Here is a 15476-nt window from a genome sequence, read left to right on the forward strand (position 1 = left end):
GATGGGCCCTGAAGCTCATGCACAAAATCAGCAGAGCTCACAGATTGATCTCTTCCGTAAAGCCGTGAAATGGCTTAAGTGAACAGCATTACGGCTGTGCCGGGCGATGGGCCAGTCAGGTCAAGCGCTCGATAAAACCATCGATAGGCCGGGTGCCCTGCCCACGTATTAGCTATCTAACGCGCCCGCCCCCCGCTCACCCCGCGACAATCTCCGGCCCATCACGGGCACCCTACCCCCGAGGAGATTGACCATGGACAACGAAACCGTTATCCGCACCCTGCAACACCTGATCGGCACCCCCTACACCCCAGACGTCAAGGCGACCATCACCGAGCTGACCGGCCGCGAGCGGGTGGTCGGCCCGAATGACATCGCGACCCACGAGTTCGACCTCAACCGCGTGCGCATCGTCGCTGACGCCGATGCCATCATCACTGGCTTCACCTTTGGCTGACCCATGCCCGCGGGCATAAAAAAACCGCGCATCCCTCGATGCGCGGTTTTTTTATGCCTGGCCGGTTAGCCTTACAAGCCGCCCAGCAGCCGTTCTACATTGGCCAGGTAACCTTCCACCGCCTGTTCGGCGGCGATCGCATCGGCCGCGCTGGCCTCGACGAAACGCAGGCGGCTGCCGATCGGCGCCTGGCCGAGGCGCCAGAGGTCGGCGTCGATCACCCCGGCGATCTTCGGGTAGCCACCCGCGGTATTGGCGTCGCTGAGCTGGATGATCGGCTCGCCCCCCGGTGGCACCTGCACCACCCCGGGTACCAGGCCATAGGAACGCATCTCCACGGCGGTCTCGGCCACGATCGGCTCGCCGGCAAGGCGGTAGCCGGTGCGGTTGCTTTGCGCCGAGACCTTCCACGGCTGCGCCCAGAAGCGCGCGTGGTCACGGCTGAACAAGCCGTACTCACCGGCCGGGATCGCCCGCAGCAGCAGGCTACCGTCGCTGCTGAGCGGGAACGCCGCCGCCAGCGCCTGGGCCGGCGGTTGCACGCCGAGGCCCGCCGCGCTCAAGCGCGACGCCGGGGCCTGGCCCAGTGGCAACTGGTCGCCAACCTGCAGCGGCCGCCCGCCGAAGCCGCCGAAGCCGCCGCGCAGCGAGGTGCTGCGCGAGCCCATCACCTCTGGCACCTCGATGCCGCCGGCCACGCACAGGTACACCCGCGCGCCCTGGCGTGGGTAGTTCACCTCCAGCACTTGCCCGGCCTTGACGCTACAGGCCCACCACGGCAACAGCGGGCGGCCGTCGAGGCTGGCCTGGCCGTCGGCGCCGGTCAGGGCGATGGCCGTGGCGCAGGTGAAGCGCAGGCGCACCGGGAAGGTTTGCAGTTCCAGCGCCGCCAGGCCCTGGGCATTGCCCAGCAACAGGTTGCCGGTGCGCAGCGCCAGAGCGTCCATCGCCCCGGCGGTGGCCACGCCGATGTTGCGCCAGGCCGGGCGGCCGAGGTCTTGCACGGTGTTCTGCGGGCCGCTGGCAATCACGTCGATCACAGCTCGATCCTCTCAGGCAAAAAGCGCACGGTGTCGCCGGGGGCCAGCAACGCCGGCTGGGCGGCGTGGGCGTCGAACATCGCGGTGTGGGCAAAGCCGATGGCGTTCCAGCCGTTGGGGCCGTCGAGCACGGCGATGCCCGACTGCAGGCCGCCGATGGTCACCATGCCCTTGAGCATGTGCAGCGACGGCACCTTTTTGCGCGGCATGTAGATGGCCGGGTCGAGCCCGCCGAGGTAACCGAAGCCCGGCGCGCTGGCCACGGCGAACACGCTGTACTGGCCCTGGTGGTGGCGGCGCACCACTTCGGCGGCGCTCAGGCCGCTGAAGTCGCACAGCGCCGGCAGGTCGATTGCGTGCTCGCCGCCGTAGCAGGTGGGCACCTCGATCAGGCGGCCGCTGCGGTGCAGCGGGTCGGCTTGGCGCCACAGCCGCTGCAGGGCTTCGATCACCGGCGCCGGCTCGGGCGGGATGGCGTGGTACACCACCAGCAGGTTGGTCATGCCCGGTACGGTGGCCGCCACCTCCGGCTGGCCCTCGAGCAATTGCGCCAGCGCCCAGATCCGCCGCTGCGCTTCCAGGTCGAGGGCACCCGGGGCCTCGAGCAAGTAGGCGCGGGCACCGATCATCGAAACCCGCGCGGCCGCCTCGGGGAGGTAGGACGCAGGCGGCCTGGCAGCCTGCGAGGTGTGAGTCATGGTGGGTTCCTGTCACAGGTGAAAAAAAAAGGTCAGCGCCGCGGCGTGCCCGCCTTGAGCTCGACCGCCGGCAGGCGGCTCATCACCCACAGCGCCAGCAGCGCCGCGGCGGCGCACAACAGCAGCCCGGTGCCGATGGCCTGGGCCAGCGCCGCGCGGGCAATGTGCAGCAAATCAGCGGCCAGGCCGGCCGGCACGCTCATCAGCACCTGCGGGTCGAGCAGCTGTGGCAGCGCCTCCAGGCGGCCGGCGGCGGCCAGCGCCACCTGCACGTGGTGGGCATACAAGAGGTTGACCAGCGCGCCCATCAGCGCGGTGCCGAGCAGCCCGCCGACCAGCCGCAGGCTTTGCTGCAAGGCGGTGGCGATGCCCAGGTATTGGCGCTCGGCCAGGGTTTGGGTGAACACGGTGAGGTTCAGCAGCACGAAGCCCAGGCCCAGCCCGGCCAGCAGCACCAGCCCCAGCAGCAGCGCGAAACTGCCCCCCAGGCCGACCGCGGCGAGCCCGGCGCAGGCACACAGCAGCGCCGTGAAGCCGCCCAGCGGCAGCCAGTTGGGGTTGGCCAGGCGGGTCATCAGCCGGCTGTTGATGATCGCCCCGAGGGTGATGCTCAACGCCAGCGGGGTGATCAACACGCCGGCTTGCTCAGGGCTGTAGCCATAGCCGCCCTGCAGCAGCAGCGGCAGGTAAAACAGCAAGGTGAACATCACCCCGCCGGCGAGCATCGCCAGCACGAACATCAAGCGCACGCTGCGCTGGCGGAACAACGCCGCCGGCAGCAGCGCGTCGGCGCAGCGCCGCTCGTGCCAGGCCAACGCCAGCAAGGCCAGGCCCGCCAGCGCCGCCAGGCCCAGGCTGGCCAGCGCCGGGCTGCGGCCAAGGCCCTCGACCAGCAACTGCAAGCCGCCCAGGGCCAGCACGATCAAGCCGCCGCCGAGCCAGTCGAGCCGCACCGGCGCGCTGCGCAGCGGCCGGTACCAGGGCAGGTAGCGCCAGGCGAAGAACAACGCCAGCGCGCCCAGCGGCAGGTTCAGCCAGAACACCGAACGCCAGCCGAACTGCCCGGTGAGGTAACCGCCCAGGCCTGGGCCGATGGCGTTGATCACGCTGAACATCGCGCTGAGCAGCATCTGCCACTTCAACCGTTGGGTGGTGTCGGGGAACAGTTCCGGCACGCAGGCGAACGCGGTGCCCACCAGCATCCCGCCACCGATGCCCTGCAACGCGCGGCCGGCCACCAGCCACGGCATGCTGGGGGCCAGCGCGCAAATCAACGAAGCGCCGGTGAACAGCACCGTGGCCGCCAGCACGAACGGTTTGCGGCCAAAGTAATCGCCCAGCCGGCCGAAGATCGGAATGGTCACGATCGAGGCCAGCAGGTAACCGGTGGCGACCCAGGCGTACAGTTCGAAGCCCTGCAACTGGGCAACGATGCTCGGCAGGGCATTGCCGATCACGGTCTGGTCCAGCGCCGAGAGCATCAGCACCAGCGACACCCCCAGCATGGCCAGCAAGGCTTGGCGAAACGACAGCGCGGCGGGTTCGGGGGTCATCGGTACACTCGCATAAAACCGGCGCCAGGCGCCCGGAACAAACATGCAGCCTACGTTACGAGGGCGGCCGCCGCGCGCAAAAGAGGACTTCACTCTGGACGGATAAGCCGCGCTTATGACCCGCCCCCGCCGGCGCCCCAAAAACGCCCGCCCTGCCCGCCTGGCAAGGCCCGCGCGCGCCAGGCTGGTGCGCCGGGCGGCGTCATAGCAAAGCCTTATGACGGTTTGCCGGGCTGGCGCGGTGCTTGCAAATGCCTGCTCATGACCGTTTGCCAAGGCCTGACCCGGATGAACCTGCGCCGCCTGAAATACTTCGTGAAGATCGTCGACATCGGCAGCATGACCCAAGCCGCCGACGTGCTGCACATCGCCCAGCCGGCGCTCAGCCAACAGCTGGTAACCCTCGAGGCCGAGATGCAACAGCAACTGGTGATCCGCACCAAGCGTGGGGTCACCCCCACCGAAGCGGGCAAGGTGCTGTACGCCCATGCGCAGTTGATCCTGCGCCAGTGCGAACAGGCCCTGAGCGACGTGACCTCCAGCAGCCACGCGCTGTGCGGTAACGTTTCGGTAGGGCTGGCCCCCGGCACCGCCGCCTCGAGCCTGTCGGTGCCGCTGCTGCGGCGGGTGCGCGAGCTGCACCCGGGCATTACCCTGTACCTGAACGAGAACTTCGGTACCACCCTCAGCGAGCTGATCATGAACGGCCGCATGGACATGGCCGTGCTCTACGGCGGCCGGGAGATCCACGGGCTGAGCTTCACCCCGTTGCTGCGCGAGCAGCTCTACCTGGTCAGCGCCGCCCCGGCCCTGGCCGGCCGCGAGCAGATCGCCCTGGCTGAGGTGGCCGAGCTCGAACTGCTGCTGCCGCGCACCTACAACGTGATGCGCCGGCTGGTCGACGAAGCCTTCTTGCGCATCGACCGCCAGCCCCAGGTGATCGCCGAAGTGGAGTCGGCCACCACCCTGGCCACGGCGGTGGCCGAGCGCTTTGCCTCGACCATCCTGCCGGAGTCCGCCGCCCGCGGCCTGCAGGCGCACCAGGCGGTGCACCTGAGCCGCATCGTCGAGCCGCAGATCGAAGCGCCGTTGACGCTGTGTTTGTCCGGGCACCTGCCGTTGTCGGTGCCGGGGCAGGCGGTGAAGACGATCTTGCTGGAGTTGATCGCGCAGATGCGCGGGACCTTGAGTTCGGCGCAGGGGTAGAGGGCCTATCGCCCGGCACAGCCGGCCTCCCACGGGTTCTGTGTTGCCACGTAAATCAGGTATTTACACGAATCTGGTGGGAGGCCGGCTGTGCCGGGCGAGAGGCCCGCCATCCAGCACCGATCCATAAGCAACCCTTCTCGGTACAGAACCAACCGCTCTTGGCCGCCACCCCCTCGAGCGCTTTAGCATCCGCGCCACCCCTGCCCGGACTGCTGAAGGCGCCTGATGAACCCGCGCAAAGCCATCGTACTGAAAATTGCCGCCACGCTCTGTTCCACCGCCATGCTCACCTGCGTCAAGGGCCTGGAGGGCCAGGTGCCGACCGGCGAGGTGGTGTTCTTCCGCTCGCTGGTGGCCCTGCTGCCGCTGCTGGTGTGGCTGGGGCTGCAAGGCAACGTGTTTGCCCTGACCCGCACCCAAAACCTCCTCGGCCACCTCGGGCGGAGTATTTCCGGCACCTGCGGCATGTACTTCAACTACCTGGCGCTGAGTTTCATCCCGCTGGCCGACGCCACCGCGCTGAGCTACGCCGCACCCCTGTTCACGGTGATCCTGGCGGCGCTGATGCTCGGCGAGCGGGTGCGGCCGCTGCGCTGGCTGGCGATCGCGCTGGGCTTTGCCGGGGTGCTGGTGATGCTCGCGCCGCACCTGAGCCTGGCCGGCGCGGCAGCGCTGGGCGCCAGTGCGTCGATCATCGGCAGCGGCTGCGCGCTGCTGGCGGCGTTCAGCTCGGCGGCGTCCACGGTGCAGATCCGCTACCTCAACGGCCGCGAGCAACCGGGGGCCATCGTGCTGTGGTTTTCGCTGCTGACCACCCTGGTTGGCGCCGCCACCTGGGTGTTCGGCTGGGTGATGCCACACGGCACCCAGTGGCTGTTGCTGCTGGGCATCGGTGCCTTTGGCGGCACCGCGCAAATCCTCGTGACCCTGAGCCTGCGCCACGCCCATGCCTCGCTGCTGGCGCCGTTCGAGTACAGCACCTTGCTGTGGTCGTCGCTGCTGGGCTTTGTGCTGCTGGCGCAGTTGCCCACCTGGACCACCCTGGCCGGCGGTTCGATCGTTGCCGCGGCCGGGGTGTTCACCCTGTGGCAAGAGCGCCGTGGCGGTGCCCGCCGCGGCGCCGGCACGCAAGCCCTGGCCCAGGCGGAACGCAGCAGCTGAAGCACCGGTACGATGCTTGCAGGTGCCTGAAGCCCCCCACCTGCTTCAGGAGCCCCCATGAACCTGCGCCGCCTCAAGTACTTCGTGAAGAGCGTCGAGATCGGCAGCCTCACCCAAGCGGCGGAAATCCTCTACGTGGCGCAACCGGCGCTCAGCCAGCAATTGTCGGTGCTCGAGCATGAGCTCAAGCAAACGCTGCTGATCCGCAACAAGCGCGGTGTGCAGCCCACCGAAGCGGGCAAGGTGCTGTACCGCAACGCGCAGTTGATCCTGCGCCAGTGCGAGCAGGCCGAGCAGGAGGTGCAGAACGCCGGCCAGCACCTGACCGGCAGTGTCGCGGTGGGCTTGTCGCAATGCTCGATGGCCGAGCAACTGGCGATCCCGCTGCTGCGCGCGGTGCGCGCCGCGCACCCGGGGATCACCCTGAACCTCAACCAGAACTCCGGCGTGCGCCAAAGTGAACTGGTGATGAGCGGGCGCATCGACATGGCACTGCTGGGCACCAGCCTGTACGGCGCGCACATCCCCCACGGCATTCGCTTTTTACCGCTGGTCAGCGAGGCGCTGCACCTGGTCTCGGCCACGCCGCTGTTCAGCAGCGCCAGCGTGGCGCTGGCGCAGTTGCAGGCGCTGGAGTTGATCTTGCCCAACCGCAACCACTTCCTGCGCAAAACCATCGACGATGCCTTTGACCGGCTGGGCGCCAAGGCCCAGGTAGTGGCGGAGATTTCCACCCAGGTCACGCTGATCGAGGCGGTATTGGCCGGGGTGGGCGCAACCATTTTGCCGGCCTCGATCGCCACCCAGATGCGCTTGGCCCATGGCGTGGCCGACGTGCCGATCAGCCAGCCGGCGCTGGAGGCGAACCTGGCGCTGTGCGAGTCCGAGGCCCATGTGTTGTCGATCCCGGCGCGGGCGGTGCGGGAGATCCTGCTCGAGGTGGTGCAGGCCCACGCCCAGGCCATGGGCCTGCCGGCGCTGCATGCATAACCGGCGTTTATCACAACATACATCACCGGTATTTCTGTGCCCGCGGCCAGAGCGATAGCCTTCGAACACCCCCGGCAAAGCCGAACGCCCAGCGCGTTCAGAGTGCCTTGCCGCCCCCCTTCGGAGCCTGAGCCTCGCCATGACCGACGTTCCCGCCATCACTTGCCTGGGCACCAGCGCGCTGCTGTTCGACCCCGGTGGCCCGCTGACCCTGGCACTGCAACAACGCATTTGGGCGCTGGCCGACAGCGCCGCCGGCTGGCCGGAAATCCGCGAAGCAGTGCCGTGCCTGAACAACCTGTTGTTGTCGTTCCGCCAGCCGCCGCGTGACATCGAGCCGCTCAAGGCGCGCCTGCTCGAGGCCTGGGCCAGCGGCCGCACCCTGCACCTGGAGGGCAAGGTGGTCGAACTGGTGGTCGACTACGGCGGCGAGTTCGGCCTGCGCATGGCCCACGTGTGCGAACACACCGGGCTCAGCGTGGACGAGGTCGTCGCGCTGCACACCACCCCGCTGTACGTGGTGTTCGGCCTGGGCAGCCACCCCGGCCACTGCTACCTCGAAGGCCTCGACCGGCGCCTGGCAACCCCCCGGCGCAAGGTGCCGATCCTCGATAACCCGGTCGGCTCGGTGGCCATCGGCGGCATCCAGACCAGCGTGGCGGCCTCCCCGGGCCCGAGCGGCTGGAACGGCATCGGCCGTACCCGTTTCGACTTTTTCGACGCCCGCGCCACGCCCCCGGCGGTGATGCAGCCGGGCGACCGTATCCGCTTCTGCCCAGGCAAGGTGCTGGCATGATCGAAGTGATGAGCGACACCCCCTTGGCCAGCGTGCAAGACCTCGGCCGCTTCGGCCACCTCGGCCAAGGCGTCGGCACCGCCGGGGCGATGGACGCGCTGGCGCTGAGCGCTGGCAACCTGATGCTCGGCAACGCGGCCGGCGCGGCGGCGATCGAGGTGCAGGTGTTCCCGTTCAGCCTGCGTTTCAGGTGCGCGGCGACCTTCGCCCTGACCGGCGCCGACGCCTTCGCGACCCTCGACGGCCAGCCGTTGCTGCCCTGGTGGGTGGCCCGCGCCGAGGCCGGCCAGGTGCTCACCTTCAACCTGCCACGCCACGGCGTGCGGGCCTACCTGTGCTTGGCCGGTGGGGTTGAGGTGCCCGAAGTGCTCGGCTCGCGCAGCACCCAGCTGCGCGGCGCCTTCGGCGGCTTCGAAGGCCGCCAACTGTGCCTGGGCGACCGCCTGCCGCTGGCCGCGGCGTGTGACCGTGGGCCAGGCGGTTTCGGCATCGTTGCGCCCAGCCAGCACCTGCCGCTGGCCTGTGATGGCCTGCCGGCGGTACGGGTGATCCCCGCCGCCGAATACGCCGCCTTCGAGGAGGCCTCGCAGCAGGTGCTGTGGCAGCAGCCGTGGAAGATCACCCCACAAAGCAACCGCTACGGCTACCGCCTGGCCGGCACCGGGCTGGTGCCGCGGCGGCCGCTGGAAATGCAATCCCACGGCATCGTCCCAGGGGTGATCCAAGTGCCCCACGGCGGCCAGCCGATCATCCAGTTGCGCGATGCCCAACCGATGGGCGGCTACCCGAAGATCGGTGCGGTGATCGAGGCCGACCTCTGGCGCCTGAGCCACATCCCGCTGGGCGGCAGCCTGCGGTTTATCCAGGCCGACTACCCACAAGGCCTGGCCGCGCTGGACGAACAACAGGCCTGGTTGGCCAGCGTGCGCGACAGCGCGCAACGCCTGGCCGCGGTGGCCTGAGTATTTCCCGATGAGGAGTGTTCCATGCTGGAAGTAGACATCAACGCCGACCTCGGCGAAGGCTTTGGCCCCTGGCAAATGGGCGACGACGCGCAACTGATGGAGATCATCTCCTCGGCCAACATCGCCTGCGGCTTCCATGCCGGCGACCCGCTGATCATGCAGACCACCCTGGCCCGGGCCAAGGCCCTGGGGATCGACGCCGGCGCCCATGTGGGCTTTCCCGACCTGGTCGGTTTCGGCCGCCGGCGCATGCAGATCGGCGCCGACGAACTGGCCGCGCTGGTCACCTACCAACTGGCGGCGCTGGCCGGCATGGCCCGGCAGATCGACCACCCGCTCAAGCTGATGAGCTTTCATGGCGCGCTGGGCAACATGATCGCCGAGGACGCGCAACTGGCCGACACCCTGGTGGCCGCGGTGGCCGCCTTCGACCCGAGCCTGATCATCAAGTCGTCGATCAGCCCCTGTGTGCGCGAGGCCGCGGCCAAGTGCGGCAACGTGCGGGTCGAGCCGGTGTTCCACGCCGACCGCGCCTATGCCGCCGACGGCCTGCTGCTGTCGCGCAAGCTGCCCGGGGCGGTGATCCACGACCACGCGGTGGTGATGGCGCGGGTGCGGCAGTTTCTCGAAGACGGCAGCGCCACCACCGTGGCCGGCACACGCTTGCCGATCCCCTCGCGGTCGATCCTGGTGCATGGCGACACCGCCGGCGCCGTGGCCCTGGCCAGGGCGATCCGCGACGAAGTCGAACGCGCCGGCGGCCGCGTGGTGCCGCTGTCGAAGCTGGCCGCCTGACCCCCATACCTAGAAACCTTGCTGCACGTAACGCTTTGTAGTCTGCCGGGCCTGCCGCCTGAACCGCGGCGCACCTCTGCTCACCCTGGAAGGACGGAACGAACATGCGCACCTCTCACCTCGCTTTGGCTGGCCTGCTGGCCCTGGCCGTGCCCTTCACCGCCTGGGCCGACCGCCTGGACGACATCCTCGCCCAGAAAAAACTGGTCTGCGGCGTGCAGGCGGCGACCCCGCCGTTCGGCTACGCCGACCCCGACAGCCGCCAGCAGGTGGGCCACGACGTCGACCTGTGCAAGCTGATCGCCGCCCGCCTGGGCGTGGCCGCGGAAATCCGCCCGTTGTCCACCGACGCCAAGGTGCCGGAGATCAAGCTCGGGCATGTCGACATCGGCGTGGCCAACCTGGCCTACACCCGCAGCCGCGGCGAACAGGTGCAGTTCAGCGACCCGTACTACATCACCCGCGAAACCCTGGTGGTGCCCGCCGCCAGCGGCAGCCAGCCGCTGGCCAGCTTCAAGGGCAAACGCATCGCCACCAGCAAGGGCTCCACCTCGGAGCTGGCGGTGAAACTCAACGGCGGCCTGCCGATCACCTTCCAGGACCCCGCCTCGGCCTACCTGGCGGTGATCCAGAACAAGGCCGCCGGCTTCGTCAACAACGAGATGACCGCCCGCCAGTACATCCAGCGCGCGGCGCAAAGCGGCGTGCAACTGGCGGCCATCAGCGAGCCGCTGGCCCTCGAGCCGATCGGTATCGGCCTGCAGCACGAACAACCGCGGCTGCTGGCCAAGGTCAATGAAATCCTCAACCAGCTCGAAGCCGATGGCGAACTCACCGGCCTCTGGAACAAATGGATCGGCCCCGGTACCGCCTACAACATGGTGCGCCAGGACAAGGTCCAGCCGATGACCGCGATCGCCTTCGAACCACTGCCCTAACCGCCCCCGCGCCACCGGCGAAGGCCCTCCCGGCCTTCGGCGGCCGCGCTCACCCTGAAAAAAGGCCCACCATGACCAGCAACTGCCCGCAACTTACCGCCGCCACCAGCGCCCCACTGGGCTGGATGACCTTCAACGACCCGGCCAAGCACAACGCGATTTCCATGGCCATGGCCCAAGCCGTGCCGCCGGTGATGCAAGCCTTCGACGCCGACCCCAACGTGCGCGTGGTGGTGCTGCGTGGCGCCGGCGAGCGGGCCTTCGCCGCCGGCTCGAACATTTCCGCGTTTGGCAACGTGCGCAACGACGCCGCGCAGAACCGCCACTACCACGAGATCAACGAAGCGGCCTACAACGCGGTGTACGCCTGCAGCAAGCCGACCGTGGCGATGATCAACGGCTACTGCATCGGTGGCGGCCTGGACTTCGCCACCAGCTGCGACATTCGTATTTGCTCGGAACACTCGCGCTTCGCCATCCCGGCGGTGCGCCTGGGCCTGGGCTACGGCTACCAGGGCCAGGTGCGGATGAACCGCATCGTCGGCCCCATGCACGGCCGCGATATTTTTTTCAGCGGCCGCCAGTACAGCGCCCAGGAAGCCCTGGCCATGGGCCTGGTGCACGAAGTGGTGCCCGCCGAGCACCTGCAGGCGCGGGTGGAGCAGTACGCCGCGGCCATCGCGCAGAACGCCCCGATGACCCTCAAGGCCCTCAAGCAGGGCTTTATCGAGCTGGAACGCGACGAAGCCGAGCGCGACATGGGCCGTGCCCAGGCGCTGATCGACGCGTGTTTTTTGAGCCAGGACTACCACGAAGGGCGCCAGGCCTTCGCCGCCAAGCGCGCACCGAACTTCAAGGGGCAATGACATGACCACCGCCACCCGCCAGGGCCCGCTGGCCCACATCAAGGTGCTCGACCTGACCCGCGTGCGCGCCGGCCCGACCTGCGTGCGCCAGTTCGCCGACTGGGGCGCCGACGTGATCAAGATCGAAAGCCCCGAGCACATGGAAGTCAGCGATGGCTGGGGCGGCCTGCGCGACGGCCCGGACTTCCAGAACCTGCACCGCAACAAGCGCTCGCTGGCGCTGAACCTGAAAGACCCCGCCGGCCTCGAGGTGTTCTACAAGCTGGTCGAAAGCGCTGACGTGGTCGCGGAAAACTTCCGCCCCGACGTGAAGTTCCGCCTCGGCATCGATTACGAAACCCTGCGCAAGATCAACCCGAAACTGGTCTACGCGAGCATCTCCGGTTTCGGCCAGGACGGCCCCTACGCCAAGCGCCCGGGCTTCGACCATATCGTCCAAGGCATGGCCGGGTTGATGTCGGTCACCGGCCACCCCGACAGCGGGCCGATGCGCGCCGGCATCGCCGTGGCCGACGTGGGCGCCGGGCTGTACTGCGCGATGGCGGTGATGACCGCCCTGCTCGAACGGCAAACCTCCGGCCAGGGCCAGTGGGTGCAGGTGTCGTTGCTGCAGGCGATGATCGCCATGCTCGACTTCCAGGCCGCGCGCTGGCTGTTCCTGGGGGAAATCCCGGTGCAGGCCGGCAACGACCACCCGACCTCGATCCCCACCGGGGTGTACCCCACCGCCGACGGCCACATCAACATCGCCGCCGGCGAGCAGGCGATGTTCCGCCGCCTCTGCGACGCCCTGCAGCGCCCCGACCTGATGCAAGACCCGCGCTTCGACAGCGAAGAAGGCCGCTCGCTCAACCGCCACGCGCTCAATCCGCTGTTGGCGCAGATCACCCGCCAGCGCAGCAGCGCCGAGTGGATCGCCGCCTTCGAGGCCGGCCATGTGGCCGCCGGGCCGATCAACCGCATGGACCAGGTGTTCGCCGATGAACAGGTGCGCCACCTGGGCATGGCGCAACCGCTGGCGCACCCGCGCCTGGGCGAGGTGGAGGTGGTGGCCCAACCGTTCGGCCTGAGCCGCACCCCCAGCCAGTTGCGCAGCGTCGCGCCGGACCGTGGCGAGCACAGCGCGCAGATTCTCGCCGGCTGCGGCTACAGCGCTGAACACATTGAACGCCTGCGCAGCGCCGGCGTGATCTGACCCTCTGAACAGTGAGCCTACCGTGACTTCGATCCGCATTGCCCAACGCGCCCAGCGCATCAAACCCTCGCCCAGCGGCGCCGCCGCCGACCGTGCCCAGGAACTCAAGCGCGAAGGCCGCGACCTGGTCAACCTGGTGGTCGGCGAACCTGACTTCGACACCCCGGCCCACGTGCGCGAAGCGGCCATCGCCGCGCTGCGCCAGGGCGACACCCGCTACCCGCACAACTGGGGCACCCCAGCCCTGCGCGCGGCGATTTCACGCAAGCTGGCGCGGGACAACGGCATCGACTACGGCGCCGAGCAGGTGCTGGTGACCCACGGCGCCAAGGCGGCGATCTTCCTTGCCCTGAGCGCGACCCTCGATGCCGGCGATGAGGTGATCATCCCGGCGCCGTACTGGGTGTCTTACCCCGACATGGTGCTGGCCTGCGACGGCACCCCGGTGATCGTGCCGTGCAGCGAGGCGGCGCGCTTCAAACTCAGCGCCGCGCAACTGGCCGCGGCGATCACCCCGCGCACCCGCTGGCTGCTGATCAACTCGCCGGCCAACCCCTCCGGCGCCACCTACAGCGCCGAGGAGTACCGCGCCCTGGCCGAGGTGCTGCTGGCCCACCCCCAGGTGATGGTGATGACCGATGAGATCTACGAGCACATCCGCTACGACGGCCGCGCCAACCCGCACCTGGTGGCGGTAGAGCCACGCTTGCGCGAGCGCGTGCTGATCGTCAACGGGGTGTCGAAAACCTATGCCATGACCGGCTTTCGCATCGGCTTCGTGGCCGGGCCGTTGCCCCTGGTCAAGGCCATCGCCAAGCTCAAGTCGCAATCGGCCGGCACCTCCTGCTCGATCAGCCAAGCCGCAGCGGTGGCCGCCTACGAGGGCGACGAAGGCTTTTTGGCGCACAACCGCGAGGTTTACCAGCAACGCCGCGACCGCGCCGTGGCGCTGATCAACGCCATCCCCGGGCTCGGCTGCCTGGCACCGGAGGGGGCGTTCTACCTGTACGTGAACTGTGCCGGGCTATTGGGCAAGCGCACCCCCGCGGGCACGCTGCTCAGCGATGACCAGGCGGTGGTGCTGTACCTGCTCGAACAGGCCGGGGTGGCGCTGGTGCCGGGGGCGGCGTATGGGCTATCGCCGTACTTTCGCGCGTCAATCGCGACCTCGCTGGAGAACCTCGAGCAAGGGATTGGGCGGATCGCGCGGGCAGTGGCGGCCTTGAGCTAGGGCGCGCAACCGCCTAGCCCAACTGCAATGCCTCCAGCCACTGCTCAATGCTGTCACCACTGCTCATATTGCCCTGCACCAGCCCGTCGACGATAAAGGTGGGCGACACATGGATGCCGTTCTGCCGGGCGTATTTGCAGTGCCATTTGATCTCCCGGTCGAGGTCCGGGAGTGCGAACGCCTCGGCCAACTTCACCCCACTGTAACCTTCGAGGCGGGCGATGATCGCGTTGGGCGTGGCCTCCAGGTTCGGCCCGCCGGCGTGGTGTTCGAACTCGAATTCGGCGCGGTGCGCGGCCACCGCGGCCATCACGGTTTTCGCGGTGGCCTTGCCGCCTTCGAGGGTGGACGCGGCGAGGATGCAGCGGGTGATCACCCCGGAAAACAAATGCCACGGCTGCGACTGCAGGCGCACCTTGACCGTCAGCCGCTCGGGGCCGGCGGCCGCCAGCAACGCGTCGAGCTTGCCGAAGGCCTTGACCGAGAAGGGGCAGGTGGGCTCGAGAAACACTTCCAGAACGCGTGGGCCATGGCCCCAGGTGAGGGGGTCGGCGTGCCAGGTAGACGCTTGCATGGTGGGGCTCCTTGGAGGGTAAAAGGCTTTACCTTAAAGCCCCTTGCTACGCCGGTACAGTGAACCCGCGCCGATACTGCGCCGGGGTCACCCCCACATGCTTGGCAAACGCCCGCCGCAGGGTGTCGGCGTTGGCAAAGCCGCAGCGCGCCGCCACCGCCTTGGGCGGCAGTTGGCCGCCTTCGAGCAGGGCGCGGGCCGCGTTGACCCGGGCCAGCTCGACCCAGGCGGCCGGCGTGAGCCCCACTTCGGCGTGGAACACCCGGGCGAAGTGCCGCGGGCTGAGGCCGGCGTGCTCGGCCAGCGCCTCCACGGTAAAGGGCAGCGCCGGGTTGGCCGCGACCCAGCGCTGTACCCCTTGCAACGCGCCACGGCCCTGGGCCTGGGCCTGGCCGTGGCGGCTGAACTGCGACTGCCCGCCCGGGCGCTTGAAGAACATCACCAGTTGCGCCGCGACCTGGGCGGCCAGCTCGCGGCCGAGGTCTTCTTCGACCAGCGCCAAGGCCAGGTCCATGCCGGCGGTGACCCCCGCGGCGGTGCGCAGGGCGCCGTCGCGCACGTACAGCGCGTCAGCCTCCACGCTCAGCGCCGGGTACGCCGCAGCCAGCGCCTCGGCGTGGGCCCAATGGGTGGTGCAGCGGCGGCCGTCGAGCAAGCCCGTGGCGGCCAGGGCGAAGGCGCCGGTGCACACCGAACCGTAGCGCCGCGCCTGGCTGGCGAGTGCACGCAGGGCAGCCAGGGTGCGCGCCTTGAAGTGCATGCCTGGGGCACTGGGCGCGCCGGCCACCAGCAGGGTGTCGACCGGCCCCACGGCGCCGCCCAGCAGCCCATCGGCGAGCAGCCGGGTGCCCGACGAGCTGCGCACCGGGCCGCTCTCGCACGCCAGCACGCGCAGGGCATACACCGCCCTGCCCGCTTCGGCATTAGCCTGGGCGAACACGTCGAGCGGGCCGGATACATCCAGCAGTTGCACGCCGGGCAACGCCACCATCGCGATGTTTTTCATGC

General features: G+C 68.9%; 16 protein-coding genes. 11 read left to right on the plus strand and 5 right to left on the minus strand.

Features of this window, described 5'->3' with window-relative positions; genetic code table 11:
- Positions 1-253 precede the first annotated feature (253 nt).
- On the plus strand, positions 254-457 hold the full coding sequence (locus ACFZCE_RS23680) for a hypothetical protein (RefSeq protein ID WP_390942974.1): 204 nt from the start codon (positions 254-256) through the stop codon (positions 455-457).
- A gap of 71 nt (positions 458-528) precedes the next feature.
- On the opposite strand, the gene ACFZCE_RS23685 is transcribed toward ACFZCE_RS23680, so the two are convergent.
- Genes ACFZCE_RS23685 through ACFZCE_RS23695 form a run of 3 tightly spaced genes read right to left on the minus strand, consistent with a single transcriptional unit; the run spans position 529 to position 3748 of the window.
- Complete coding sequence (locus ACFZCE_RS23685; RefSeq protein ID WP_390942975.1) at positions 529-1497, minus strand: 5-oxoprolinase/urea amidolyase family protein; 969 nt, start codon at positions 1495-1497, stop codon at positions 529-531.
- Complete coding sequence (pxpB, locus tag ACFZCE_RS23690; protein WP_390942976.1) at positions 1494-2195, minus strand: 5-oxoprolinase subunit PxpB; 702 nt, start codon at positions 2193-2195, stop codon at positions 1494-1496. Before pxpB (ACFZCE_RS23690) ends, ACFZCE_RS23685 begins: the two co-directional genes overlap by 4 nt.
- A gap of 32 nt (positions 2196-2227) precedes the next feature.
- Positions 2228-3748, minus strand: a complete 1521-nt coding sequence (locus ACFZCE_RS23695; RefSeq protein ID WP_390942977.1) for an MFS transporter — start codon at positions 3746-3748, stop codon at positions 2228-2230.
- Between the two features lie 288 nt (positions 3749-4036).
- On the opposite strand from ACFZCE_RS23695, the gene nac (ACFZCE_RS23700) reads away from it, so the two are divergent.
- The 10 genes from nac (ACFZCE_RS23700) to ACFZCE_RS23745 all read left to right on the plus strand — a co-directional run bounded on the left by nac (ACFZCE_RS23700) (position 4037) and on the right by ACFZCE_RS23745 (position 13894).
- Positions 4037-4954, plus strand: coding sequence for a nitrogen assimilation transcriptional regulator NAC (gene nac, locus ACFZCE_RS23700; protein WP_390943033.1), 918 nt, complete (start codon positions 4037-4039; stop codon positions 4952-4954).
- A gap of 228 nt (positions 4955-5182) precedes the next feature.
- On the plus strand, positions 5183-6118 hold the full coding sequence (locus ACFZCE_RS23705; RefSeq protein WP_390942978.1) for an EamA family transporter: 936 nt from the start codon (positions 5183-5185) through the stop codon (positions 6116-6118).
- Positions 6119-6175: 57 nt separating this feature from the next.
- Positions 6176-7108 carry a nitrogen assimilation transcriptional regulator NAC gene (gene nac / locus ACFZCE_RS23710; protein ID WP_390942979.1) on the plus strand — a complete coding sequence of 311 codons (933 nt, stop codon included), beginning with the start codon at positions 6176-6178 and terminating at the stop codon, positions 7106-7108.
- Between the two features lie 139 nt (positions 7109-7247).
- Positions 7248-7904, plus strand: coding sequence for a 5-oxoprolinase subunit PxpB (pxpB, locus tag ACFZCE_RS23715; RefSeq protein ID WP_390942980.1), 657 nt, complete (start codon positions 7248-7250; stop codon positions 7902-7904).
- On the plus strand, positions 7901-8866 hold the full coding sequence (locus ACFZCE_RS23720) for a 5-oxoprolinase/urea amidolyase family protein (protein WP_390942981.1): 966 nt from the start codon (positions 7901-7903) through the stop codon (positions 8864-8866). Before pxpB (ACFZCE_RS23715) ends, ACFZCE_RS23720 begins: the two co-directional genes overlap by 4 nt.
- Before the next feature lie 27 nt (positions 8867-8893).
- Positions 8894-9664: a 5-oxoprolinase subunit PxpA gene (locus tag ACFZCE_RS23725; protein ID WP_390943034.1), complete on the plus strand. Its 771-nt coding sequence runs from the start codon at positions 8894-8896 to the stop codon at positions 9662-9664.
- 104 nt (positions 9665-9768) lie between these two features.
- A complete protein-coding gene (locus tag ACFZCE_RS23730; protein WP_390942982.1) occupies positions 9769-10602 on the plus strand; it encodes a transporter substrate-binding domain-containing protein in 834 nt (277 codons plus the stop codon).
- 71 nt (positions 10603-10673) lie between these two features.
- A complete protein-coding gene (locus ACFZCE_RS23735; protein ID WP_390942983.1) occupies positions 10674-11468 on the plus strand; it encodes an enoyl-CoA hydratase in 795 nt (264 codons plus the stop codon).
- A 1-nt stretch (position 11469) separates the two neighbouring features.
- Entirely contained in the window at positions 11470-12663 is a 1194-nt protein-coding gene (locus tag ACFZCE_RS23740; protein ID WP_390942984.1) for a CoA transferase, read from the plus strand.
- A gap of 22 nt (positions 12664-12685) precedes the next feature.
- Entirely contained in the window at positions 12686-13894 is a 1209-nt protein-coding gene (locus ACFZCE_RS23745; RefSeq protein WP_390942985.1) for an aspartate transaminase, read from the plus strand.
- A gap of 13 nt (positions 13895-13907) precedes the next feature.
- Here ACFZCE_RS23745 and ACFZCE_RS23750 read toward each other — a convergent pair whose 3' ends face one another.
- A complete protein-coding gene (locus ACFZCE_RS23750) occupies positions 13908-14468 on the minus strand; it encodes a DsbA family protein (RefSeq protein WP_390942986.1) in 561 nt (186 codons plus the stop codon).
- 46 nt (positions 14469-14514) lie between these two features.
- A complete protein-coding gene (locus tag ACFZCE_RS23755) occupies positions 14515-15474 on the minus strand; it encodes a helix-turn-helix domain-containing protein (RefSeq protein WP_390942987.1) in 960 nt (319 codons plus the stop codon).
- Positions 15475-15476: the final 2 nt, after the last annotated feature.

The sequence above is a fragment of the Pseudomonas sp. NPDC007930 genome, assembly GCF_042958985.1.
Classification (GTDB): Bacteria; Pseudomonadota; Gammaproteobacteria; order Pseudomonadales; family Pseudomonadaceae; genus Aquipseudomonas.